4 protein-coding genes are annotated in these 2,917 nt (G+C 43.8%); 2 read left to right on the top strand and 2 right to left on the bottom strand.

Going from position 1 to position 2,917, the window contains the following annotated elements:
* On the top strand, positions 1 to 279 hold a 279-nt coding region (locus CXF78_RS18845; RefSeq protein WP_308302283.1), incomplete at its 5' end, for a peptide chain release factor-like protein.
* 53 nt (positions 280 to 332) lie between these two features.
* A complete protein-coding gene (gene lysS / locus CXF78_RS18840; protein ID WP_102037613.1) occupies positions 333 to 1,835 on the top strand; it encodes a lysine--tRNA ligase in 1,503 nt (500 codons plus the stop codon).
* 122 nt (positions 1,836 to 1,957) lie between these two features.
* Here lysS and CXF78_RS18835 read toward each other — a convergent pair whose 3' ends face one another.
* The gene (locus CXF78_RS18835) at positions 1,958 to 2,314 is read right to left on the bottom strand and encodes a PaaI family thioesterase (protein WP_257984952.1); all 357 of its coding nucleotides are present in this window, start codon (positions 2,312 to 2,314) and stop codon (positions 1,958 to 1,960) included.
* A 112-nt stretch (positions 2,315 to 2,426) separates the two neighbouring features.
* A partial coding sequence (locus CXF78_RS18830) for a rhodanese-like domain-containing protein (protein ID WP_257984951.1) occupies positions 2,427 to 2,917 on the bottom strand: 491 nt, incomplete at its 5' end.

The following is a 2,917-nucleotide window of genomic DNA, read 5'->3' as shown; positions in this document are numbered from 1 at the left end:
TGTCAAAACGATCGCTCACAACATAAAAACCGTGACTCTGCTTTTAAGCAATTAAAGGCGAAGTTGTACGAGTTAGAAATGCATAAACAAAATGCCGATAAACAAGCTGCTGAAGATGCAAAATCAGATATCGGCTGGGGCAGTCAAATTCGTTCATACGTATTAGATGACGCCCGTATCAAAGATTTACGTACAGGGGTTGAGAACCGCAACACTCAAACTGTGCTGGATGGTGATTTAGATAAGTTTATTGAAGCCAGCCTAAAATCAGGACTTTAATTAAATTAACTTTTCCGCCATGTAAGTGTGGCGAGTAAACGCGAGAATATAATATGACTGAACACGTACAAGATGAAAACAAACTGATTGCTGAACGTCGCGCTAAATTAGAACATATCCGCACCAACTGTCCTGCGAATGCTCATCCAAATACATGGCAGCGTAGTCATAAAGCGGCTGAATTACAGGCACAATATGGCGAGCAAACTAAAGAAGCGCTAGAAGAGTTAGCTTTTCAAACCAGTATTGCTGGCCGTGTTATGGCAAAGCGTGGTCCATTTTTAGTGATTCAAGACGTGTCTGGTCGTATTCAAGCTTATGCTGGTAAGCCAGTACAAGGCGATTTAAAAGAGCGTTATCAAGGTTTAGACATCGGTGACATCATTGGTGTTAAAGGTCAGCTGCATTTATCTGGCAAGGGCGACTTATACGTTAATATGGAAGAATATCAGTTACTGACCAAAGCATTGCGTCCGTTACCTGAAAAATTCCATGGTTTAACAGACCAAGAAACTCGCTACCGTCAGCGTTACGTTGATTTGATCGTTAACGAAGATTCGCGCAATGCCTTTATTATGCGCTCTAAAGTGGTTGCCGCAATCCGTAACTTTATGGTCAAAAAAGAGTTCATGGAAGTTGAAACCCCAATGATGCACGTTATTCCTGGTGGTGCTTCTGCGCGTCCATTTGTAACGCATCACAATGCATTAGACATGGCTATGTACTTACGTATCGCGCCAGAGCTGTACCTTAAGCGTCTAGTGGTTGGTGGTTTTGAGCGTGTGTTCGAAATTAACCGTAACTTCCGTAACGAAGGTTTATCACCACGTCATAACCCAGAATTCACCATGATGGAATTCTATATGGCGTATGCTGATTACAAAGACCTAATGGACTTAACCGAAGAAATGCTGGGGTCAATTGCTCAAGAATTATTAGGCAGTACTAGCATGCCGTATGGTGAAGAAACTGTTGAGTTTGGTGGCGCTTATTCTCGTTTAAGCATGTTAGAAGCGATTCAGAAATACAATCCTGACAATGCGACTATTCAAGCTATGACCTACGAGCAAGTTAAAGACGTAGAGTTTATGCGCGACTTAGCATCGAGCCTAGGCATCAAGTTAGAGAAATTCTGGACTTGTGGTCAATTACTTGAAGAAATATTCGGTGAAACGGCTGAAACTAAGTTAATGCAACCTACGTTCATTACTGGCTACCCAGCTGATATTTCACCTTTGGCGCGTCGTAATGATAACAATGACTTCATTACCGATCGTTTTGAGTTCTTTATCGGCGGCCGCGAAGTGGCTAACGGCTTTAGCGAGCTCAACGATGCTGAAGATCAAGACAACCGTTTTAAAGCGCAAGTTGATGCTAAAGATGCAGGCGATGACGAAGCAATGTTCTATGACGCTGACTACATCACAGCACTAGAGCACGGTTTACCACCAACAGCAGGTCAAGGTATTGGTATCGACCGCTTAGTGATGCTATTCACTAACACGCATACCATTCGCGACGTGATTTTATTCCCAGCGATGCGCCCACAAGCGTAATGGCATAGGTCGGCAGTAGCTGACACTCAGGAATAATCAAAACCAGCTTTCGGGCTGGTTTTTTTTGACTAAAATTAACTGGAAATTTTTCTAGTACTTGTTAATTTGCTGTTTGCAAAACGCTAGCCGATGACGCCACTTTTAGGTTGGATAAACTTTGCCGATGCTGTCACGAAAGCTTTATTGTTAACATAGAGCGCTGCTTCTAATTGGTACATCCCTAAGCGTTGACTCAACAAGCGACCGACAATTTTGATGGCATCACCAACCTTTATGGGGGCAACAAAGCGGATGGTCATTTCGGCGGTTAAGGCCTTAATACCTTGCATCAACAAACAATGAGTCATCGCCGCATCGACTAAGGCACTGGCAACGCCGCCATGCAAGAAGCTGTTGTAGCCTTGAAGCTGCGGACTCACTTTATGATAACCGACAACTTGATTGTCACCGTCAGCAAAAAATTTACACTGTAACGACAATAGATTTTGTTTAGCGTCGCCACAGACAACACATTGACTGTGGCTTTGTTTGCTATCTTGAACGGTTCACACAAGACCTTATTTATTGATGAGTATAAATCCCAGCAATGCTTTAAAAGCGCGCATTAACCATTTGGTAGGTTTTATAACCACCAGTGAGGTTACGCACTTTAAAACCATGCTGTATTAACATGCGATAAGCGACATGTCCGCGTAAACCCACCTGGCAAAATACCAGTAACTCTTTGTCTTTAGGGAGTTCGTTTAGCCGGTCTCTAAGCTCTGGTAATGGAATATTCATTGCGCCTGCAATTGATCCCACGGCCGTGAGTTCCCCAGGGTTTCGAATATCGACAATGATTTGCTCTGTGGTCAAAGCGTGTAAATCTTGACTGTGACAAATGGCTTCATCACCTAATAATACATTGGCTGCGACCATACCTGCTTGATTGACTACATCGCGTGCAGAACCAAACGGAGGCGCGTATGTGAGCTCAAAATCGGCTAAGTCATGCACCGTCATACCAGCGCGTTGCGCCACGGCTAATACGTCCATACGTTTGTCAACGCCGTCAATCCCTGCTGCCTGCGCGCCTAAAATAC

This window comes from Shewanella sp. 11B5 (assembly GCF_002836795.1).
GTDB lineage: Bacteria > Pseudomonadota > Gammaproteobacteria > Enterobacterales > Shewanellaceae > Shewanella > Shewanella frigidimarina.
The sequence above is the reverse complement of the archived record's forward strand: the minus strand, read 5'-3'. Positions and strand labels throughout refer to the sequence as shown.